The sequence below is a fragment of the Treponema sp. Marseille-Q4523 genome (genome assembly GCF_016901105.1).
GTDB lineage: Bacteria > Spirochaetota > Spirochaetia > Treponematales > Treponemataceae > Treponema_D.
The window spans coordinates 1-21,952 of the sequence record NZ_JAFEVM010000040.1 but is presented as its reverse complement, the minus strand read 5'-3'; the positions used below and the strand labels follow the sequence as shown (position 1 = coordinate 21,952).

Below are 21,952 nucleotides of genomic sequence, written 5' to 3'. Positions count from 1 at the left end.
GGGGGAGAGGGGGTTAGGGATGTGGGGTAAAATTGTCGGTCGGTATAGGAAAGCTCAACGATATCTCCTGATACTTGATATAGTATAACTCCAAATGTAAAATTTGAAAAGAGGAAAAATCGATAATATCAATGAAATAATTGAACGAGCTTTTATGCTGTACGCAAGAATGCGGCGCGTGTTTCCAGCCGACGAACAAACTTCGCCGCATCGCGCATGGTACGCGGTGACGGACAGCATATGCCCCGTTATGATTTGATTGCGCCGCCGGAAAGCCCGATAATAAAATATTTTTGAAAAAACGAAAACAAAACGAAAATCGGAACGATCGCGATAAAAGATGCGGTACCCAAAAGCGACCAGTCAACTTCACCCGCTTCTCCGATAAAGCGATACAGCTCGACGGTGTACGGGTGTATCGAACTTGTCAATGTCCGGGCGACGATATATTCGTTCCACGCTTTAAAAAACGCAAAAATTGCGGCGGCGGAAATACCGGGCGCCGCAATCGGCAGTGCAATCTGTAAAAATGATTGAAATTTCGTCAATCCGTCGATCATCGCCGCTTCTTCGATCGCATCGGGAATGGTATCGAAATAGCCTTTTAAAACCCACGTATTCATCGGCGCGGAAAGCGTTGCATAAATTAAAACCAAACCGATATGCGTATTATAGAGTCCCGTCACCGAAAATGTTTGGTATAACGGAATGATCAGCGCAAGCACGGGAACCATTTGAAAAAACAGTATGCCGATCATCGCCGATTTTTTTCCGGGAAATTCGAACCGTGATAACCCGTAGCCGCCGAGCGTCGCTGCAAACAAACTTAACAGCATTGCGCCCGCAGACACGATAAAACTGTGATAGTACGAAGAAAAATTAAAAACCGCGCCGCCTGCAAGGCGCAGGAAATTCTCCAACGTCGGTCTATGCGGAAACAACGAGGGCGGGTAGCCCATCGCTTCTCCGCTTGTTTTAAAGGTACTGCTCAAAAGCCAATAAAGCGGGACGAGCGTAAAAACGACGATGAGCAACAATGCGAAATAGACAGCGGCGTGCAGGCCGTATCCTTTGATCTTTTGCCGATTCATATTATCCTTCCCACCTTTCTTTATTCATCCGTAAATACGATATCGTCAAAATCAGATTCAACAAAAGGATAACGACAGCAACGGCGGAACCTTCTCCGAGTTTTCCGAAATCGAACGCGCGACGATACATATAGACGGCCATCACTTCGCTGCGAAACAAAGGACCGCCTTTCGTCGTCGCATAGATCAAATCGAACGAATTGATCGTATTCATGCTGCACATGACAAGGTTCATGACGAGAAATTGGCGCATCATCGGAATCGTAATATGGCGCAGACGCTGCAAGCCGTTCGCACCGTCAATCAGAGCCGCTTCGTAGATGTCTTCGGAGATGCTTTGCAAACCGGATGTCTGTATGATAAAACTGAACGGCATACCGTGCCAAATATTCGCAATTATTAAATAAATCAAAACCGTATCGGGATTATTGAGATATGTCGGAAGGTTTGTGACGCCGATTTTTCCCAACAGATAATTCAATATACCGAGACGCGGTTCATACATAAAGCGCCATGAAATGGAAATGATAATACTGCTCACAACCCACGGCAAAATAACAATCGACCGGAATATCCCCTTACCTGCGATACCTTTTGCATTCAACAACCACGCTGCCAAAAAACCGAAACCGATTTGACCGACAACGCTTCCGAACACGTACCACAGGGTGGTCGGCAAAATCATCGAGATAAAGCTCGGCGATACCCGTTTAAAGATCGCAATAAAATTTTTTAATCCGACAAATTTTATATTGCCGAGTGTGGCGAGTTTTACATCGTGAAAACTTAAAAATATCGTCCGCATAAGCGGATAGAACGACATCGACAGCAATAAGACCGCAAGCGGAATAAGAAAGATATAGCCCGCAACGGTATTTTTCGTTTTTATTTCCATACGGTACACTTTCCCACAAAATAATCGAATAAGACTTCATCCGGCATAATACGTTACCGATCGACAAAATGCCGAGCGCGGCCGTCTCAAAAGTCGGTTACTTTTTCGATGGCTCGTTGAATTTTAAATTATGTCTTAAACTTGGAATGATGTAATTTTAATCATCGCATAGTAAATTAAGAGGACTGTCCAAAAATCGAAGTTTTTGGACAGTCACACCCGACGGTACGCGATCAATCGGCTAAAATCGCATTCACCGCAGCGGCGGCATCGTCAAGGGCGCGCTTCGCATCTTTTTGTCCCATAACGGCAGCCTGAATCTGCTGTTGAATTTCAGCGGAGATTTCGGTGTATTGCGGAATGCTCGGACGGAAATACGCATTGTTTACCTGATCCATGATTACGCCGAAGTACGGATCGATTTTATAATAATTTTCCGCTTTATTTTTTAAGCTGGTAAACGTCGGCACATAACCGCGCGCGGCCGTATAACCGAACTGTGCTTCCGCGCCGGCGGCATAGGAGATGAATTCCCATGCCAGATCTTTATTTTTGGAACCGGTCGGAATACAAAGCAAATAACCGCCGCTCATCGTCGCGGGTTTTCCGTTATCGGCGCGAGGAATCGTGACGACGCCGAAATCGTTTTGATACGTTTCCGGAGTCAAATTCGGAACCAGATCTTTTGCGAGACCGAACGCTTTGGTCATAAACGCCATAGCAAATTTATCCTGAAACACGCCTTTTTGAATATCGCCGTAATCGCCGGAAACGATGGACGTCGGTGTTGCACCGCTCTTTACATAATTTATCAATTCATTAAGCGCTTGAACGCCTTGCGGACTGTTGAATGCGGCTTTTTTCAAATCTTTTGTTAAGATCGATCCCCCGAGAGAAAACAAATAGGCATAGAACGTCTGAGCCGTTTCATCGGCTATCATCGCGGGAAATCCGAATCCGTATGCGGCAGGCGCAAGCGCATCGCTTATCGTTTTTGCCGCCGTACGAAGTTCGCTCCACGTTCGCGGAGGTTTATTCGGATCAAGTCCTGCGCGGCGGAACAATTTTTTATTGTACGCCATAACGCGCACATCCGTATTGAGCCACGGACCGTAAATCTTTCCGTTCCATTTCGTCGCTTCCCGATACATCGGAGCGACGTCGGCCCATTCCGACCACGCTTCCGCTTGGCGCGTAACCGGCGTAATCAATCCGCCGTCGGCATATTCTCCGAGCCATATAATATCGGTCATAACGACATCGGGCGCTTCACCGCCGGCCGCTGCAGTCAAAAATCCCGTTCGCAAATCACTCCATCCGAATCCCTGATACGAATACGTAATCTTCAGCTCGGGATGTGCGGCGTTTAATTTTCGTTCGGCAACTTTCCACGGAGCATCCTGCTGATACGTATATGCTCTCGCATATATGGTCAGCTTAGCCGTACCGTCCGCATACGCGGCGTCCTTTTCTCCTCCTGCAAACAACGTAAAACACATTGCAGACAGCAACACAAAAACAGCACAGCGTTTTTTCATCGCAAAATCCTCCTCAAAAACGAAAATGACAGTGTTTTATTATTATCATCTCAAATTGCACATTTGTCAATTTTTTGTGTACTTGTGTCCTTGACATTTTTTTTGTCCTATCTTCCGAACAATCCTTTGAGCGCGCCGGCGGCTTTTTGTACGGCGTCGCTTCCGGTTTGGCCTGCGAGCTGTTTGAGTATGTCCCGCTGAGTTTTTTCGAGCGCGGCGTTCATATCGCCGAAGTTCGCTTCCTGCAGCTTGATGCCGTTTTGAATATCCGTCAGCTTCGCGATTTCGGCGGAAACGCCGCCCGTCTTTTCGGCGAGCAGTTCCTTTACTTTTTCGCGCGCGGAAGCGGTGATCGACGTCAATTCGGATGCGAGCAGGCTTTGGAAAACCGCAGCGAATCGTTCGGCCGCGTCGGTGTCGAGCGAAAGCGTGACGCCCGATTCGACCGTGTAGCCTGCCGTAAAGCCGACTTTGAGCGCGGTAAACCGCTCCATCGCTTTGCGGTAGATTTCGTATACGGGAGCAGGTTCGAAAGACGGAGTCGTGATTTTCATGCCGCGCATATCGACCGATCCGCGCACGCTGAAGCTTCCGTCGTCGTCGCCCAGTATAGCGCACGAAAGGGCGGACGATCGCGTATCGAGCGAATATGCGTCGTCGATTTTCAGCGAAAGCGGAAAACCCGATCCGCTATACTTTGCGGACAAAAGCGGATTATCAGTTTTGCGTCTCCCGTCGATAACGGCGCTTATCGCATTGTCGATTCCTTTAACGGCGAAAGCGGCGGAAAGCTCTGCGGGCTTTCCGCGCTTGTCGGGATCGCTTGAAACCTCTTTTACCGACACGCTCCAATCGGCGCCCGAGCCGTACGCGTTTTCGATCAAAAATCTCGGAACGGTATCGTTTTTATAATAGATATCCGTGCCCTTCATGCGTCGCGAAACTTTTTTCGCTTTTTTCTTTGCGGGCTGCGACGAAGCTTTGCTTTTAAATTGAAGCGCCGTATCGATCCCTTTTTGCACGTAGGGATAATACGTGCCGAACAAATTGTACATAAATGCCGTGAGCACTTTGTTGAAGACGCCGCCGATGCCGTCGTTTTTGAGCGTTTTGAATTTGGTGATCTCTTTGTCGATGAGCGCTTTGTCGGATACGATCGCAGCCCTGATTTCTTTCGAAAGCCGCTCGGCCGTCTCGGTATCGCTTTTGAAGTCCGCGGCAATCTTTTCGGTCTGCATTTTTATATTTTTTCCCTGCACGACGGCGGCGTTGATCGCATCGAGCGCTTCTTTTAATTTTACGGGATCTTTTACGCCCGCCCAATCGGTTTTGATAAGAGTATCGACGGAACTTGAAAATTCGCGAATCGATTTTTCCATCGACTGGGGCGTATTCTTCCACTTTGCGACCGTTTCTTCGATCGCGGTCTTTGTGCTTTCCGCCATCGCCGGAGATTTCAAATTGCTTTCAACGTTTTTAATAATCGTTTGAGGATTGTATTCGGCAAAGGTGTCGGAAAGCGTTTTTTGCACATCGGCAAGGAGCGCCTTTTGCATGTCGGCGATGCGGCTTTCGTTTTGTTTTTCTTCGCGCTTTTGTTTTATCGGAATATAGCCGGACGTTTTCCGCTCGGTACCGATGAGCACGTCCGCGACGGTGATGTTTTCCGCGTCGAATTTGCCGCGCAGCAGTTCGGTCAAATTGAAATCGAACGTGATTTCCCCGACTTGAAAGATGTTTTTCATCACATCGTTTTTATTCGCCTGCTGCAAATCTTTTATTGTAAGCTTTGCGCCGAATATTTGAAAATCGAGGTAACCGATATCGGTCTTCGCTTGAAAAGCGCTTTGCATGCCCGCAACGATCGCGCGCTTTACGATGATGTTTTTAAACATACCGACAACGACGCAAACGGCGACTATGGCGCCGACGAGGGCTGCAAGCGGGATAAGCTTGATGCCGAATTTCTGCTGCCGTATTTCTTTTGCAAGGGTTTTAAGACGGATAAAATCCGCTTTGGCGATTTCCGAATTTTTCGGAATACGTACGCTGCCCGTTTTATCCGCATCGGCGGTAAAATAATTATTAATAAATTCTTTATCCGCCGCCACGTATATTTTTTTCAGTATTTTCTTTTCGAATTGTTTTTGTGTATAGGATTTTTTTAACAATCCGGGAAGTTTTTTTGCGGGGACGGTTTTTTGCGTTTTAGCGACTGTCGTTTTCATTTTACACAAGCTCCGATGCCTTTTCGGCGATTTTTGAAATGATCGGCAGCGCGCTTATCGCTTTTCCGATTTTGCTGTTTTTGATTGCACCCGCGATGACCGTGCGCCACTGTTTAATCAGTACGATTGCGATAATAAAAAGCGGTACGTAGCAGACTATGCCGAAGAGCAGGGAACCGCACACGATCGTATTGTTGAATCTCGTAAAGCCGACGAACGGAACGTCGAGCAGGTATGAAAAAACGGGTTCGAGCGGCGCAAACGTAAGAACTGCATAGCCCATCCTATCAAAAAGCGGGTCGAGCAAAGGAGCTGCGAGCGCGCCGAGCGCCATCGCAATGAGGTAGGCGCCTTTGTTTATACGCACGAATAAAGACAGCACCACGAGCAGGTACCACAGCAGATTGTTCTTCGGCATAAAACCGAGAATAAGCCCGAGACAAAGGGCGTTCGCGATTTCCGACGGCTTCGAATTCGAATTGAGCGCGCGGAACAGTTTGACGATGTATCCGATCATCGGATCCCTCCGAAATTAATAAATATACACCGATGTACTGCATCGATGTATGTCGTTATTTGATCACTTTTGCCGATTCGATTATTTTATTAATCATATCGATATTTTTCTCTATAAACGAAGAATATCCGTTTATTCTCAACACATCAAAATTTTCTCCGTCATCCGAAAAAAGACACAGCTTTATCGACCGACTCTTTCCGAACCCGTCATGCATCTTATTAATTTAAAACAGCCGCGGCAAGTTCCGCGCCTTTTTTTTCAAGCGCTTGTAAATCCGCTCCTGTCGGAACTCCCTGCCATTCGTACTGTTCGAACTGTTCCCACTTGAGCGGCGCGGAGATTTCGTCGTACTCCTTTTTTGCACCGCCCGACCAGCCCCAGCTTCCGATACGAATCGCTTTTTTCCCGGTGATGTGTTTGCGGTTGAAGAGGTCGATGATGTGCGCCATAGCCGGAAAGAGTTTGTATTCGTATGTCGGAGCTGCAATGACGATGCCGCGGGAACGGAGAGCGGCGGCGAGCACGTGCGAATCATCGGTTCCGGGAACTTGCAAAAAATCGACTTTGATCGAAGCGTCAGTCCCTTTGATGCCGCGCACAATGGCTTCTGCGCCTTTTTTCGTATTGCCGTACATGGACGAGCAGATGACGCAGATTTCTTTTTCACCCGCTCCCGTCGTATTGTACGAAGCGAAGCGTTCGTAAGCGGAGATGATCCGTTCGGGATGCGCTCTCCAAATGATGCCGTGGCTCGGCGCAATCGTTTTGATTGCAAGGTTTTCGGCGCGGAATTTTTCGATCGCTTTTTTGACAAAGGGACTGAAGCTTGCAATGATCGTCGCATAGTAGCGAAGGCTTTCTTCTTCGAACGACGCGAGTTCGCTTTCTGAAAATTCGTCGTCGAACACGCGCTCGCCTGTCGTGCCGTAGCCGCCGAAAGCGTCGCAGCTGAAAAGCGTTCCCGAGGCCGCATCGAACGTGCACATCGTTTCAGGCCAGTGCACGTTCGGGATTTCGTAAAACGAAAGCGTCCTGCCGCCGAGGTCGAGCGCATCGCCCGATTTTACTTCGCGGATCTTAAGGGAGGAACATCCGTCGGCTGCTTTGATAAAATTTTTTACGAGGGCCGCACCCTTTGCCGTCGCAATGATTTCGACGTTCGGATTCCGCTTTACGAACTCGGGCAAAAATCCCGTGTGATCCGGCTCAAGGTGATTGAGGATGAGGCAGTCGATTTTTGCGCCGCCGTCGATTTCGCCGAGCTGTTTTTCCAAGAGGTCGACGGCTTCGCTCCAGTCGGCGGTAAGATCGATGAGTGCATTTTTTTCTCCGCGCACAAAATACGAATTGAGCGTCACGCCGTTCGGGATAGGCCAATAGCCTTCGAATAAGGGCTGGTGACGGATATCCGAATGGATGACGGAGATATACGGTGCAATTGAAGCAATACCCATGCCGCTATTCTAGCAATGAAACGTCATGTAGGCAATAAGAGAATTGTTTCAGCGTTCCATATACGGTGAGTCCCGCAAGAGGTATGAGTGTCGAAAATTACAATAAAATTTCCGTGAGCGTACGCTTTATTTTCGGGATATTGATCGCGCTCATACTTAATCCTCGCACGCCGCATCTTAACAAGTCCTCGGTAAATGCGGGATTTCCTGCCATTTCTCCGCATACGTCGATAGGAATATGTGCAGCGTTTGCGGCGGCTACCGTTTTTGCAATCAGCGCAAGGACGGCAGGATGGGCTTCGTCATATAGATCTGAAATGGACTCGTTGCCGCGATCGACGGCAAGGGTGTACTGCGTCAAATCGTTTGAACCGATATTGAAAAATGCCGCTTCTTTTGCCAGCGACTCCGCCATAACCGCAGCTGCCGGTGTTTCTATCATAATACCGACGGGAACGTTTTCCGCAACAACGACACCTTCTTTTTTGCACTCGCAGATAATTTCCGCAATGAGTTCTTTTGTCTTAATGATTTCGTCTTTTGAAATGATCATCGGCAGCATGATTTTTGCATTGCCGTATACGGCGGCGCGGAGCAAAGCGCGAAGCTGTGTTTTAAATACCGATGTATTGCGTAAACAAAAACGGATTGCCCGTAAGCCCAAAAACGGATTTTCTTCTTTGGGGATATGCAACGCATTGATGTTTTTATCGCCGCCGGCATCAAGCGTTCGGAAAATAACAGGCTTATTTTCCATTTTCTGCAATACGTATTTATAGGCTTTAAATTGCGCTTCCTCCGTCGGTAAAACGGTTCCGCCGCCTTTCATAAACAGAAATTCCGTACGAAACAATCCGATGCCGTCCGCTCTGTTTTCGATGACCGCATCGACGTCTTCTTCCGAGCCGATGTTTGCGTAAATAACGATCTCAGTACCGTCTTTTGTTTTCGCCTCTTTATCGATAAAAGTTTTATCAAGCTCTGCAGCTTTTTTTTGCAGCTCGATTTTATTATTGTAATCGGAAATAAATTCGGCATCGGGGTCAACATATATACGCCCCGTATTTCCGTCTACGGCACACTGCATTCTGTCCTGTAACACGGTTTCCAGCTGTGCAATGCCGGAAACCATCGGAATGCCGAGCGAACGCGAGATGATTGCCGCATGGCTTGTTTTACTGCCGCTTTCTACGAGTATCCCTAAAAGCTGCGACATATCTATCGTTTCCATGTCGGCAGGCCCGATTTCTTTTGCGGCAAGAATAAATTTATTGCTGCGCGCAGCAATACGGTGACTGCCGTGCGCCGCATTTTTTATCAATCTGAAGATTTGCTTAAAATCTTCGGCGCGTGCCTGCAGATACGGATCGTCTAATGCAAGCATATCTTCAACGTATTGTTTTGAAATTTCATATACGGCCGTATCGAAATTGACAAGATCGTCCGTAATGCACGATACGATATCGCTCTCAAGCTCTTTATCGTTGACAATTTCAAGATAACCTTCAAAGATCGCAAGCGCATCTTCGGAGCCGCTGCCGACATTATGGGCAATCAGCTCTTTTATGTTGTCTTTCGTTGCCGTAAGGGCGGCGGAAAGCACAGCGGTCTCTCGAGAAATATCTTCCGGAGCGATCGCCGTACGTGTACATTCAAGCGAAAGTGTTTTATATACATACAGTTCTCCGACTGCATACCCTGTTGAGACGGGTTTTCCTTGAATCGTTTTCATATAAAACCTCGCACGGAATTCGGCTGCCTGTAAACGGGCAAACAAATCCATAAACCTAAAATACTATTCGGTTAAATTTTTAACAAATTCGGAAAGCGCGGCGATCGCTTCTTTTTCATCGGAACCTTCCGCTTCAAGGGTAATCGTATCACCTTTTGAAATGCCTATTTTCATCACTTTGATCACACTTTTCGCATTTGCATTTTTGTCGCCTTTTTTGAGCACGATGTCGGCTTCGAATTTTTGCGCAAGCTGCACGAATTGCGTACCGGGTCTTGTATGCAATCCCGTCTCGTTCACCACTTGCAATGTCGCACTTGTCATATTACAACCTCCTTCAATGACACACATATCGGGCATTTAAATAGCGATTTTTAATTTACGATTCCGTACCGAAGGCATCTACTTCATCAAAGATTTTGCATAGATCTTCTTCGGTTTTTGCTGCGCGAATTTTATCTACGATGCTTTCATTTTCAAGCAATGTCATGACATCTATGATGACATTGTTGTTTAAGTCGTCCTTATCTTTTGCGCTGATACATAGGATAATATCCACAGGATCATTGTCGGGATGACCGAATGCAACCGGATGCGTGAGCGTCACCAGTGCAAAACCCGTATCTATGGCGCCGTCTTCGGGACGTGCATGCGGCATTGCGATCCCGGGAGCGATGACGTAGTACGGTCCGTGTTTTTGTTTGATATCGAGCACGGACTGATAATAACGCTTTTCCGCCGTTCCGGCCGCAATCAATAAATCCACACCGGCTTTTATCGCATCCTCGTATGTATCGGCTTGTATACCGAGCGCGTATGCATGATTGTCAATAATAAAATCTCTCAATTTCATATATTGAACCTCTTTTGCAGCAGATCGAAATCGATCGTTTTAAGTTTTTCCGTGATCTCTTTTTCATCAAGAATATTTTTAAGCGGAACGATCTCGATCCCGCTTTCAGCTGCAGATGTAAACATATCTTTGAGTACGTCGGAACAAACGATCATGTGATATTGAGATGCGGTTGACTTTGCTTCTCCGGCATTCGTATGCGTAACGGACGCCTGTATGCCGAGAGATTTGAAAACCTTTTCCAATTTCATCTTCATCATCATCGACGAACCCATTCCGCTGCCGCAGGCCGCTATAACTTTCAGCATTTTACACCTCCCATAAAAAGTCAACGAACAAGTCGACTTTCTATAATACTCCTTTTATATACAATGTGATTTGACTGCTCGGAAAATTCCGAACAGTCAAATTATTAATTATGAACAGCCGTACATTACACCGTCTTTTTGACTGCGGCGTAATCTTCCACTACTTTAAAATAATCTTCTCTTCGGTATTTTCCGAAGAAATATTCAAGCTGCGGTATTGCAAGCAGGAATACGATACAAATCGCTACTCCGACATAGTGCAAATTACGCATGATTACACCGAATATCGGCCACAGCGTATCCCAGTCGAAATTGCCGTGCCACCCGCCGTACTGCGCGAGTTTAAAGTAATACGCGGCAAACGCGCCGCCGAGCACTTGAATTATGCCGGAAATAAACGTCATGACCATAGCAAATTTTAGGCCGCGTTTTTTATTTGCGAATACGGCAAAAGTGGCATTATCAAAGAATACCGGTACGAAACCCGTAATGATAAACACGGGACTCTTGAATACGATGAGCCCGGCAATTGCCAAAAACTGACCGAAAGCGCCGAAAAGAAATCCGATGGTAACCGCATTCGGATGTCCGAAGCCGTAGGTTGCGGCACAGTCAACCGCAGGAACGGAACCGGGAAGCAATTTATTGGAAATACCCTGAAACGATTCAGTGAGTTCCGCAACAAAGAGACGCACACCGAGCTGTAATATTTGCAGATAGACTGCAAACATAAAAGATTTTTCGACAATGTAAAAACCGAAATTTTGATTTTTTGAAAACCCTTTATCCATTGCGTGCATCGTATCGGTGCCGAGTATGACCATGATGATACCGAAGAAAAGCGTCATGAGAATCGACGTAGCGACAATGTTTTCATTGAAGATCGAAAGGAATCCGGGTAATTTAATGTCTTCGATTTTTTTGTCTTTATTACTTATAGTGCCGCTCTTTTTATTAAGCGCATCGCCGATTTTATCGATCATCCATATACCCATCATCTGCTGATGCCCGACCGCAAAACCTCCGCCGTCAGTGAGATGCTGCGTCGCGTTGACTGTCATGTTTGCCGCGACTGCCCAGTACGTTCCCAAAAACAAACCGAGCATAGAAACAACGCCCGGATCGTTCAATTGCGGGAAGCACAATAATACAAGCCACAGCGCGGTCGATGACTGCTGTACCATGATATGCCCGGTAATGAATACGGTGCGAACTTTTGTCGCTTTTCTCATGAGAACAAGAAGCAGGTTCCAAATAAATGCAATAAGAAGCACTTGCATCATCATGGTAAACGAACGCCCGATGCCTTCTACTGCAGCCTGAGCCGCCGCTTGTCCGAAATACGGATCGATGACGGCGGCATTCAAATTGAAACGTTGATTTAATCCTGCAAGGATCGGTCGAAAATTACCGACCAATCCGCCGGCGGCAACATTTAGAATCATGTAGCCTACCGTGGCTTTGATAAATCCGGCCAACGCTTCATAGAACGGTTTCCGCAAGAGTACATAACCCAAGAATACGATAAGACCGACAAAAAATGCAGGTTTGGTAAGAATATTGTTTTGGAAAAACGCCCAAACCGCCATCAATCCGTTCAAAAAACCATTCATAGTCTTTCCTCCTAATGATATGGAAAATTATAAATTACAAATTTTAGGTAAAAGTTTACCATCCTTTCATACCTAAAAAATATACCCCACAAAACCAAGCCGTTCCTATCGCTTTTTATTAATATTAAAAAAAGCGAAATTATTATGAAGAACAGCGCTCGATGCAAATATAGCCGTACTGCCCGTTCAATTTCATTCTACGGATGCACATTTATTCTGCTGTCGACTTTAATATCCGTAACCCGTTTTGAAATATATGCCAATACTTCGTTGAGCTTGAATTGTTTAAGGATAAGACTGTATGCTTTATCGCCTGAAATCGCTCTGACCGCGACGCTGTTTATTAAATATCGTTCAACGAATACGCAGCGTATATCCTGCCATTTAATCGTCATACGAACTCAGTTTCGCTTCCGCAATTCTTTTCAACAATCCCATTTTCAACGCCACCTTTTACAATCGAAGGGCTTCGACGCGAAATGCATCTCTAACCGTTTCAATCATTTTCGATAAAATACGCTTGCAAAACCGCTTGCGTATTTTATTGCCACAAAACATTTTAATGGTTTAAGTATAAATATCGGGGAGCGATTTCTATACCTTCTCCCGTACCTCGTTTCTATATATCGATTTCATACAAAGCGATTTCATCGATTTCGCGATTTGCGGAAACGATAAAATCTTTACCGCCTTTAACAAAATGAAAAACATTTGCGCTGCCGCAATTTTCATCAATTATTTGCGTTCGGTACGATGCGGTTTTTCCGTCATACGTTACGACGACAAGATTGCGCTTGCCTTTTCTATGTCCGATCACGACATACGGTATGCCGCCGAGAGTACCGCCGTATATCGCATGTAAGAACGGCATTTTTTCGGGATATTCAAAGACGGTTTTCGTATACGCACCGCCTTCCGGAGAAGGGCCTTCATCGGCATGCAAAATAAAAAACGTATCCCCGTGAAAAGGGGAGAGGACGACAAGCTCTTTTGTACCGTCGCCGTCCAAGTCGAGCAGCAGCGCATCCGATGCGGAAAGCGGCGAAAGCTGTTCAAGCTTCCACTGTGCGCTTGAATTTTCCGGCGGCAGCGCTTTGAAGATACCGTTTGCACACGACACAAGCGCAGCGTCGCTTCCGTCCGCTTCTTCGATACGGCCGTAGCCGTGATTGCGTAAAAGTCCGTCTTGAAGCACGGTAAGCTGCAGTTGATGGTGATCGTTAAAAGAACTTAAATCTTCCGGCAATTCCGCGACATATATTTTTCCCGGCGTACGCCAATCGTCTTTATATGCGTGCGCGCTTTTCAGCGTACAGGCGATAAGATACTGTTTGCCGTTTTTTGTTAAAATATCAAAGCGATGAACGAACGGAAGATTTACGAGCGTCCTGCGCTCCCATGTTCCGTCGCCGTGCGGCGTTACAATTACGATATATGCATCCGCACCGTCGTTCGGTGAATAAAATTTATGCGTAGCAAGAAAGATTCCGTTTGATCCCGGAACTTGCACCATCGACATAACGCCGCCCGGTTCCGTCCACACGGTTTCTTTTTCGTTGCCGTCCGTATCGAATAAAATACAACGGTTTGATTTTTCCGCTGCGACAAGAAAGTAATCGTTGCCGTTATAATGCAGCGGAGCAATCGAATAGCATTTTTCAAGACAGCCGATTACTTTTTTTGTAACGTTCATACGCACTCCTAGAGCAGGGAACGGAACGGAACGTTCGGTTCATCGGTAAAGCAGTCTTCAAATCCTCTGCGATAGTGAAACTGCAATTTATCTTTATCGAGCGGCCAAACGTATTTTCCGCCGACATCCCAGATAAACGGATGGAATTTATATTGCAGTACGTCCTTTTTATAATTATAGAGAGCCATGATTTCCTGCGGATCCGCTTTAAAGTTCGTCCACACGTCGTAATGAATCGGAATGACGACTTTGCAACGCAGCGCTTCCGCCATACGCAGAATATCGGCCGAAGTCATTTTATCTTGATTGCCGATGGGATTTTCACCGTACGATCCGAAAGCGATATCTATATCGTAGTCTTTGCCGTGTTTTGCAAAATACGTACACATGTGAGAATCGCCCGAATGATAGACCGTTCCCGCCGGCATTTTGATGATATAGTTCACCGCTTTTTGATCCATATCCGTAGGGCACACACCGCGGATATCCTGTTCGGCAGTAACGATGCATGTACGGTCAAACGAATCGACGACGATTATTTCAGTATCTTTTATCTTAACGACATCGCCCGGTTTGACGACTTTACAGCGGCTTTCCGGTACGCCGTAGCCGAGCCATTTTTTTACGCTTTCTTCGGGACCGATAAACGGTACGTCCTCTTTACAGTTTTTAATAACCGCTGCGGCAAAAAACGGATCGATGTGATCGTTATGATAGTGTGTTGAAAGCACCGCATCTACGGCAGTGACGGCAAACGGATCGAATACAATGGGCGCGGCGCGCAGATTCGGCTGCGTTATACGGCCGCCGGTCATATTCCGCATTTGATGGAACGGTGCCATCTCTTTTACCTTTTGCGTCCGTTTACCGTTACCGAACCACAGATCGATCGCAATATTCGTATTGTTTTCGGTTTTAAACCAAATACCGGTACAGCCGATCCACCACATGGCAAAAGTGTTTTTTGCTACTTTCTCCGCATCGATTTCTTCGTTGAGCCACGTTCCCCATTCCGGAAACGCATTTAAGATCCACTTTTCGCGTGTAATTTCGGCAATTTTGCTCATTATCAGCCTCCAATAGCTACTCTTTTTTGATAAGTAATTTTATGAACAGTGTTCGTTTATTTCGGTGAGTTAAGTAATTATACGCGGTGTTTTTTTATTCTGTCAAACTTTTTAGCGCTGTTTTCAGCTATTTTTTCATTCATTATGCAATTTTTATGAACTATCATACAATAAAAGTTCGTTATTTTTATTTTATGAATTATTTATTGGGCACTTTCAAAGTTACCTCTAAAAGCTGCAGTTTTTAGAGGTGCCCTATTGTTTGTTTTTAAAATTGCGGATCAGTTGTTTACTTTCGCCTGTACGATCATGACTCCTTCTGCAGAAAATTTTTCCAAAATCTGCATATCCGCAAGCGTATCGGTAACGATGTGTGTAATCTGATGAATATCGGCGATGATAAAATTATTCGTCTTGCCGATGCGTGTATTATCGGCAAGGATCACGACATCGTTTTTCGTATGCTCGATCATAAGCATATTTATCATCGTTTCCTGTAAAACGGCAGTGCTGATTTGACCGTCGGAAGAAATCCCGCTTACGCCGATAAAACATTTATCCGCTTGTGTTTTTTTGATTGCAGAAAGCGCAAAATCGCCGACAAGGGAGTATTTACCGGTGTTGATTTCTCCACCGGTAAGAATGATCGAAATCGATTGATCATGCGGGACAGAGAGCACATTACCGTTATTTGTAATGACGATCACGTTTTTACGATGGATAAACGGCAGCATTGCGAGCGCAGTACGGCTGCTGTTGATAAAAATAGTATCCCCGTCTTCCACAAGCAAGGCCGCCTTTTCCGCCACTATTTTTCGATAATCGATAGTGCGATCGTTGCTGCCGGTATACGACACGGTTTTTGTCGGATCATCGGAAACTGTCCCCTCAATAATTTCAGCCCCGCCGTAATAGCGCCGTATAAATCCCTGTTTTTCAAACAGATCAAGGTCACGACGTATAGTCAGCGAAGAGACGTGCAGTTTTTTTGCCATAATATTTACATCGATTTTTTTGTTGCTTTTTAATCTTTGCAGCAGTTCCTGCTGTCTTTTAATTATGATGCCGCGCTTATTTTTCAAGGTATACTCCTTATTACAGGGAAAATTCTTATTAAAGACGATTATGCACAATAAATCGAGAAATTACTATCAGCCGTATACATACAGCTTTTTCACGAAAGCGTATACGGCAAGCCCCGCAAGAAGTGTGCAGTTTTTCAAATCGATAAAACGCTGCATGATACAGCTTATCGCGATAAAGCGACGCTGCCGGCTCCGCGTACATAAGCGTATCGTTTCCGTTTAAGCGCAAGGTTGACCATCGAATCGCAGACGGGTATAGAAGATCGGAGAAACGACGCATACACGGACATGCATAGGCCGCTTCCCACTCGCCACGTACGCCGCGACCGTTTATACGGCGGGTTTCCGCTACACTTTGAATTTTCGTATTTCGGCGGACAGATTTTCAATGCTCTGCTTATTCTTTTGAGTCAGCGTATCTACGTGTTGTACGGCGTTATTGATCTGTATCGCGCCCTCGACCATTTCGTTCATGCTGTCGGTGATCGTGCGCGTCAAATCGTTCAGCTTATTGATTTCTTTCATCATCTCGCGGCTGCCGTCAAACATCTGTGTCGAATCGTCTTTTACTCGAACGGTCACCGTATCGATATCGCGCACTGCGGTGAGCACTTCGCGGCTTCCTCCTTCCTGCTCCCGCAAAGCTTCCGTTATCCGCGCGCTCATGTCGTTGACTTCGTTCGTATAGGAATCGATGATATGGAACTTATCGCTGACAAGATCGGCGGCGGCGGACATGGCGGCGATTTCGTCGCTCAGCGCCTTCAACGAATCGGCAATCGTTTTTCCCTGCCTGCTCGATTCCGTCGCAAGTTTTCTGATTTCGCTTGCGACGACGGCGAATCCCTTACCGGATTTACCCGCGTGTGCAGCTTCGATAGCCGCATTCATTGCCAAAAGATTCGTCTGATCGGCAATATGCTGGATAATGCGTCCGGCTTCGACAAGACTGCTTGAGGCCGAAATGATTTCCTGGAGCGCACCGCTCGCCTTTCCGACCGTCTGTACGCCGTCGTCGGTCGCAGCGGAAAGATCTTTAATAACGGCGGTCATACGCTCAAGCGTTTTTGTGATCGACGCGATATTTCCGACCATCTCTTCAATAGCCGCCGAAGACTGCGTGACGCTCGCCGCCTGCACTTCGATGTTTTCGTTTACGTGTCGAATCATCTGCATGGAACTGTCTACCGCGCGAGTCGTCTCTTCCACTCCGGCCGCTTGGTTCAGCGCCTGCTGTTTGGTACTTTCAACGTTCGCCGTGATTTCATGGATCGCGGCGGCCGTCTCAGTCATATTCGACGACAGCTCGATACCGCCGTCCGAAAGCGCGGTCGCATTTTCCTGGATGACATTGATGAGATTGCGGACATTGCGAACCATATCGTTAAAGTGTTTGGCAAGGCGGGAGAACTCGTCGTTGCTCGTAATATGCAAACTGCCGGTAAAATCGCCTTCGGAAATATTTTTCAGCATTTTGAGAATATCGTCGACGGGTTTCAGCGTTTTGACCGCAAACAGCGAAATAACGACGGCAAAGATGACGAGCAGTGCAAGACCGACGATCCCCATCGTGCGGATCATATAATAAAATTCGCCGAACACTTCATCTTCCTGCATAAACGCGATGAGCTTCCAGTTCGGATCGCTTATGGAATACACTTGTGAAAACCAGCGCTTCCCGTCCATGCCGACTTTTACGGTACCGTCCTCCGCCGTCAGTAAATTTACAAAATCGGGTACTCCGGTTTCCGCGAGCGTTTTAAAATTGAAATCGGGATGTTTCGGATCCGCGAGGATCACACCGTCATCCTGCACGATAATGACATAGCCCGTCCGTCCGATAGTGGAATTCGCGATAATACCCGTCAACGTATCGAGCGAAACTTCAATGGTGACATTTCCGATAAAGACATTATCATAAGAATATACGCTTTTCGATAAACCGACTGCGTTGCTTCCGATAGTCGAGGCAAAGGCTTTTGTGATGACGGTTTCCCCGTTCGCCGACGACGCCAGCGTATACCATCCGCGCTTTCTCGGATCGTAGCCGCCGTTCATCGTTCCTTCCGAACTTGTGGCGTACCCGCCCCACCTCGTACCCAGATATACTTCGATGTATTCGGAAAAAGACGTAAACACGTTTTTGAAAAGTGCGACAAGGCGCTGTTCGGTTTCACTCTTTACGGTATTGCGGATCTGCACTATGCCGTGCTCATTGACATAGCTGTGTAAGGATGAATCGGCAGTACGGACATCGGGATGTCGGGAAAGCATCGTAAGGACATTTTTCGTATCGTCGAAAAAAATCGATATGCCGTCGCCGATATATTTCAAATCCTGAGCGCTACGGACGCTGAAACTCGTTTTATTTTCCTCTCTGATATGCAAACCCACGGCAAGGGAAATCAGCGAAATAAGCAGCATAATGCATAGCGTAAACATGAGTACGAGTTTTATCCTGATGGAACGGAATTTTTTCTTGACGGGTACTGTTGTCATACATTACTCTCTATAAAAATTTGCGATGGGTATAATGATTTAATTATACTTCGTCTTTGTGATATGTCAATATTGTATCTGCCATTTTGTCGTTTCGAAGGCATGCGGCAATTTCGTATTTTGACCGTGCAGTTGTATCGACGTTTTTATTTTGCTACAATCGCAGCAATCCGTTTTACAAGGAAATCCTTTATGATAGATGTCTGTTTATTCGATATGGGCGGCGTCGTCACCCGTTTTTCGAGCGTCGACATGGAACAGCGACTCCTCTCCGATTTCGGAAAAAGCGAATTGCTTTCTTTTGAAAATGCAAACCCGCTTATGCGCTATATTCGTCACGATTTTTTGTGCGGCTTGATCACCGACGCACAGTTTTGGGACGCGTTTCAGAGGCTGACGCACATACGGCCGGCACAAACGGAAAAGCTGTATACAAAATATTTTATACCCGAAAAAAATACGGCAACCCTCTCTTTGATACGACGATTGCGCGCAAAGAACATACGCGTCGTGGGCGCCTCCAACGCCGAACCGCCGCATCGCGCATGGCACGCAGCGCACAAAGACTACGATATATTCGATGCAATCTATACATCGGATACGATACATTTTGCAAAACCGGATCCGATGTTTTATATTAAAATTGCAGAACAGGAAAATAAAAATCCGGAACAATTATTTTTTACCGACGACAATCAGGAAAATATACGAACCGCCGAAGCGCTCGGTTTTTCCGCATTTTTATTTACGACGGCGGAAGCGTTGGAAAAGCGCCTTCTGTCGCTCGGCCTGCTGTAAGGAAGGCATAGAGCAGAGCTTCCGACGTGTACCGAAAGCGCAAATAAAAATTTCCACAGATACCGAAACGGCAGCATCAAAATGACCGACCATACGGCCGGCACAAGGGCGGCCGCAAATCCGAAGCCCGCCCCCGCGCGCTCACTCGAAACTTCACACGCAGGCACCCGCCGAAAAATGTGCACGCCGCCGCATCACACTTTAAACTTACCCACTTCGTCCGCCAACTTTTTGATGCTCGTTTTGTTTTCCTGCGTGATCCGGTTTACTTCCTGCACCGCGTTGTTTATCTGCACCGCTCCCGACGCCATCTCATTCATGCTGTCCGTAATGATGCGCGTCAAGTCGTCCAGCTTCCGCATCTCTCCGGCAACGCTCTCCCCGCCCTTCAGCATCTCTTCCGATCCCGACTGCACTTCCATCGTCACCGTGCTGATACTCTTTATCGCCGCAAGCACTTCTTTGCTCCCGTTTTCCTGCTCGCGCATCGCTTCCGTCAATCGATCGCTCATCGATTTTACCCGCTCCGATAAATCGAATATCGCATTGAACTTTTCTTCCGCCGTTTTCGCTGAAGCCGAAAGCACTTCGATTTCTCCGCTGAGCGTTTTCAGCGTCGACGTTATCGTCTTTCCCTGCGTCGCAGAATCTTCAGCGAGTTTTCGGATTTCATCGGCGACGACCGCAAAACCTTTCCCCGCCTCACCCGCATGTGCCGCTTCGATCGCCGCGTTCATCGCGAGCAAGTTCGTCTGACTTGCGATGTGCTGTATGACGCTCGACGCTTCCAACAAACTTCCCGATTCTTCGGCGATCTGCTGCGTTACCGCATTCGCGTTGACGACCGTGCCTTTGCCGTCGGCAGTCGCATCCGCAAGCGTTCTGATGACGTCGTCGGTCTGTTCGAGCGTTTGCGTGACCGCACCGATATTCGCAACCATTTCTTCGACCGAAGCTGACGACTGTGCGACGCTCGCGGCCTGCATTTCGATGCTGCCGTTCAGCTGTTTGATCGTGCGCACGATCTCTTCGATCGTGGCGGCGGTTTCGCTCACGCTCGCCGCCTGAGTCAGCGCCTGCTGTTTTACCCCGTCGATATTGGCGCTGATTTCGTGAACGGCGCTTGCCGTTTCGGTCATATTCGATGCGAGCGTCGTGCCGACTTCTTCCATCGCATCGCTGCTTTCTCCGACCGCTTTTACGGAACGGCCGATTTTCCCGATCGTTTCGTTGAAATATTCTGCCATGTCGGTGATTTCGTCGTTGCCGTGTACGGGAAGACGGACAGTAAGGTCGCCCTCTCCCTGTGCGATGTTCCGCAGGGCGCCGACGGCGGTTCGGATCGGCTTTACTATGGCGCGCGCAACGAAATACGTGACAGCGAGGGCAACAATTAAAACAATCATACCGAGCCCTGCCAGCGAAAGACGCAATACATTGACCGTCCCCATAAACTCCTCTTCGGGAGCGTTTATAATAATCGTCCAGCCGGTAGTTTTCATCGTCGCATACGAAGCTATCTTACGTACACCGTTATATTCGTAAAAGCCTATCGACGGCTCATCGATTTCAAGCGCCATATCGTTAAATGCTGCAAGAGACGCAAGCGTTTTATCGGTTTTTGCCATTTCCGATATGTTTTCCATATTTTTTACGCTGTCGAAATTTTTTGCCGCAACTGTCGTACCCGTCAAACCGAGTACGTAACAAAAACCCGTTTTGCCGACGACAATATCGTCAATATCATTTGAAAGCATTGAAGCTTCCACCGTTGCCAACAAAACGCCGACCACCGCATGAGTGTCATCGTAAATGGGCACGGCAAAGACGACAATAAACAGTCCGTCCAATCGCGACACAAGCGGCTCCGAAAGAAAATGCTTTCCTTGAGACGCGGCGATAAAAAAATCGCGCTGGGAAACGTCCAGCTGCCGTCCGTCGTCGGTATGCCGTATACCGCGCATATCGGCTACATCCATGCGATGAATTTTATCGTTAAATGCCGCTTCCATTTTTAAGTACGCCGTTTTTTCCCGATACGAAACAGCGGGATCGTGCAGTATCGGAGCGCGCGCAACGCCTTCAAAAAATTGAAAAAAAGCGTTTGCTCTTCCGTCAACAATTTCGGCGACGTCGGTCGCTTTGTCGATAAGATGTGTTTCGACTTTTTCAATGACAGCTTTGCGGGCAGTATACACGGCAAGCAGCGATTCTACAACTCCTGCCGTTAAAATTAATAATCCGAAAATACTGATCAGCTTGTAGCGGATCGAAAAACGTTTTTTCAAAATGAAGCCTCCAATAACATTTTTTATTTATTTTATATGGCATGACAATCATGTAAGCTTGCCGATGCGTATTTCAGTGTGATCGCCGAAACGATATCGATATAAAGCCGATGTCGTATTTGCAGAACCGGGAGGATGCTCATAGCGGGAACGATAATAATCGACGGTGTTTTTATTTTTTAATAATGAGGTTTGACAGCGTGTAAGCAGATCATAGTAATCGTGCAGCAGCTGCCGATAATTTTTTAATAAATTGTCGCAAACGGAAAGCAAGCGTATATAATTATGCG

19 protein-coding genes are annotated in these 21,952 nt (G+C 46.9%); 1 reads left to right on the top strand and 18 read right to left on the bottom strand.

Annotation, left to right across the window (positions count from 1 at the left end):
* Window positions 1-248: 248 nt before the first annotated feature.
* From JSQ97_RS10995 to JSQ97_RS10920, 16 genes are all read right to left on the bottom strand, one after another.
* On the bottom strand, window positions 249-1,091 hold the full coding sequence (locus tag JSQ97_RS10995) for a carbohydrate ABC transporter permease (RefSeq protein WP_205076100.1): 843 nt from the start codon (window positions 1,089-1,091) through the stop codon (window positions 249-251).
* Between the two features lies 1 nt (window position 1,092).
* Complete coding sequence (locus JSQ97_RS10990) at window positions 1,093-1,986, bottom strand: carbohydrate ABC transporter permease (RefSeq protein ID WP_205076099.1); 894 nt, start codon at window positions 1,984-1,986, stop codon at window positions 1,093-1,095.
* A 233-nt stretch (window positions 1,987-2,219) separates the two neighbouring features.
* Entirely contained in the window at window positions 2,220-3,524 is a 1,305-nt protein-coding gene (locus tag JSQ97_RS10985) for an ABC transporter substrate-binding protein (protein WP_205076098.1), read from the bottom strand.
* A 107-nt stretch (window positions 3,525-3,631) separates the two neighbouring features.
* Complete coding sequence (locus JSQ97_RS10980; RefSeq protein ID WP_205076097.1) at window positions 3,632-5,752, bottom strand: TIGR03545 family protein; 2,121 nt, start codon at window positions 5,750-5,752, stop codon at window positions 3,632-3,634.
* A 1-nt stretch (window position 5,753) separates the two neighbouring features.
* The gene (locus tag JSQ97_RS10975) at window positions 5,754-6,269 is read right to left on the bottom strand and encodes a TIGR03546 family protein (RefSeq protein WP_205076096.1); all 516 of its coding nucleotides are present in this window, start codon (window positions 6,267-6,269) and stop codon (window positions 5,754-5,756) included.
* 221 nt (window positions 6,270-6,490) lie between these two features.
* Window positions 6,491-7,726, bottom strand: coding sequence for an FprA family A-type flavoprotein (locus JSQ97_RS10970; RefSeq protein ID WP_205076095.1), 1,236 nt, complete (start codon window positions 7,724-7,726; stop codon window positions 6,491-6,493).
* Between the two features lie 97 nt (window positions 7,727-7,823).
* Complete coding sequence (gene ptsP, locus JSQ97_RS10965; RefSeq protein WP_205076094.1) at window positions 7,824-9,458, bottom strand: phosphoenolpyruvate--protein phosphotransferase; 1,635 nt, start codon at window positions 9,456-9,458, stop codon at window positions 7,824-7,826.
* 63 nt (window positions 9,459-9,521) lie between these two features.
* On the bottom strand, window positions 9,522-9,782 hold the full coding sequence (locus tag JSQ97_RS10960; RefSeq protein WP_205076093.1) for an HPr family phosphocarrier protein: 261 nt from the start codon (window positions 9,780-9,782) through the stop codon (window positions 9,522-9,524).
* Between the two features lie 55 nt (window positions 9,783-9,837).
* Window positions 9,838-10,311 carry a PTS sugar transporter subunit IIA gene (locus JSQ97_RS10955; RefSeq protein WP_205076092.1) on the bottom strand — a complete coding sequence of 158 codons (474 nt, stop codon included), beginning with the start codon at window positions 10,309-10,311 and terminating at the stop codon, window positions 9,838-9,840.
* Window positions 10,308-10,619: a PTS sugar transporter subunit IIB gene (locus JSQ97_RS10950; protein ID WP_205076091.1), complete on the bottom strand. Its 312-nt coding sequence runs from the start codon at window positions 10,617-10,619 to the stop codon at window positions 10,308-10,310. Before JSQ97_RS10950 ends, JSQ97_RS10955 begins: the two co-directional genes overlap by 4 nt.
* Before the next feature lie 125 nt (window positions 10,620-10,744).
* Complete coding sequence (gene ulaA, locus JSQ97_RS10945; RefSeq protein ID WP_239447103.1) at window positions 10,745-12,232, bottom strand: PTS ascorbate transporter subunit IIC; 1,488 nt, start codon at window positions 12,230-12,232, stop codon at window positions 10,745-10,747.
* Window positions 12,233-12,429: 197 nt separating this feature from the next.
* Complete coding sequence (locus tag JSQ97_RS10940; RefSeq protein WP_205076090.1) at window positions 12,430-12,627, bottom strand: hypothetical protein; 198 nt, start codon at window positions 12,625-12,627, stop codon at window positions 12,430-12,432.
* A gap of 224 nt (window positions 12,628-12,851) precedes the next feature.
* On the bottom strand, window positions 12,852-13,925 hold the full coding sequence (locus JSQ97_RS10935) for a hypothetical protein (protein WP_205076089.1): 1,074 nt from the start codon (window positions 13,923-13,925) through the stop codon (window positions 12,852-12,854).
* Between the two features lie 8 nt (window positions 13,926-13,933).
* Window positions 13,934-14,992 carry an L-ascorbate 6-phosphate lactonase gene (ulaG, locus tag JSQ97_RS10930; RefSeq protein WP_205076088.1) on the bottom strand — a complete coding sequence of 353 codons (1,059 nt, stop codon included), beginning with the start codon at window positions 14,990-14,992 and terminating at the stop codon, window positions 13,934-13,936.
* Between the two features lie 281 nt (window positions 14,993-15,273).
* On the bottom strand, window positions 15,274-16,074 hold the full coding sequence (locus tag JSQ97_RS10925) for a DeoR/GlpR family DNA-binding transcription regulator (RefSeq protein ID WP_205076087.1): 801 nt from the start codon (window positions 16,072-16,074) through the stop codon (window positions 15,274-15,276).
* A 351-nt stretch (window positions 16,075-16,425) separates the two neighbouring features.
* Window positions 16,426-18,576, bottom strand: coding sequence for a methyl-accepting chemotaxis protein (locus JSQ97_RS10920; protein WP_205076086.1), 2,151 nt, complete (start codon window positions 18,574-18,576; stop codon window positions 16,426-16,428).
* A 192-nt stretch (window positions 18,577-18,768) separates the two neighbouring features.
* On the opposite strand from JSQ97_RS10920, the gene JSQ97_RS10915 reads away from it, so the two are divergent.
* Window positions 18,769-19,374, top strand: coding sequence for an HAD-IA family hydrolase (locus JSQ97_RS10915; protein WP_205076085.1), 606 nt, complete (start codon window positions 18,769-18,771; stop codon window positions 19,372-19,374).
* Between the two features lie 194 nt (window positions 19,375-19,568).
* On the opposite strand, the gene JSQ97_RS10910 is transcribed toward JSQ97_RS10915, so the two are convergent.
* Complete coding sequence (locus tag JSQ97_RS10910) at window positions 19,569-21,662, bottom strand: methyl-accepting chemotaxis protein (RefSeq protein WP_205076084.1); 2,094 nt, start codon at window positions 21,660-21,662, stop codon at window positions 19,569-19,571.
* 48 nt (window positions 21,663-21,710) lie between these two features.
* Window positions 21,711-21,952: hypothetical protein (locus tag JSQ97_RS10905; protein ID WP_205076083.1), on the bottom strand; the 242-nt coding region annotated here is incomplete at its 5' end.